The sequence below is a fragment of the Pantoea sp. SIMBA_079 genome (assembly GCF_046940275.1).
Classification (GTDB): Bacteria; Pseudomonadota; Gammaproteobacteria; order Enterobacterales; family Enterobacteriaceae; genus Pantoea; species Pantoea borealis.
In genome coordinates, this window is record NZ_JAWRYR010000150.1 from 1 (window position 1) to 307 (window position 307).

Genomic DNA, 307 nt, shown 5'->3' on the forward strand with positions numbered 1-307 from the left:
TTTTTGGTTAATTGATCCTTTTCCATTTTTTCAAGACTATGAGTTTAAATTAAAGGATTCTCACAAACAAAGCCTTGAAATCAAAGACGATACGCCTATCTCTGTATTAAACATATTAACAGTTAGATCAGGTGATTCTAGCACCGTAAACTTGAAGGCGCCTGTGATCATTAATTTGGAAAATAAAAAAGCCAAGCAGGTTATACTAGAGGAAGAGCGTTTTGAAGTAAGGCAACCTCTAATGCACCATGCCTCTAAACAAGATAAGTAAGCAGGTGAAGAATACATGCTTGTGTTATCGCGTAAG

1 protein-coding gene is annotated in these 307 nt (G+C 35.8%); it reads left to right on the forward strand.

From position 1 onward, the window contains the following. A partial coding sequence (locus SB719_RS19510) for a flagellar assembly protein FliW (protein WP_412159650.1) occupies positions 1-271 on the forward strand: 271 nt, incomplete at its 5' end. Positions 272-307: the final 36 nt, after the last annotated feature.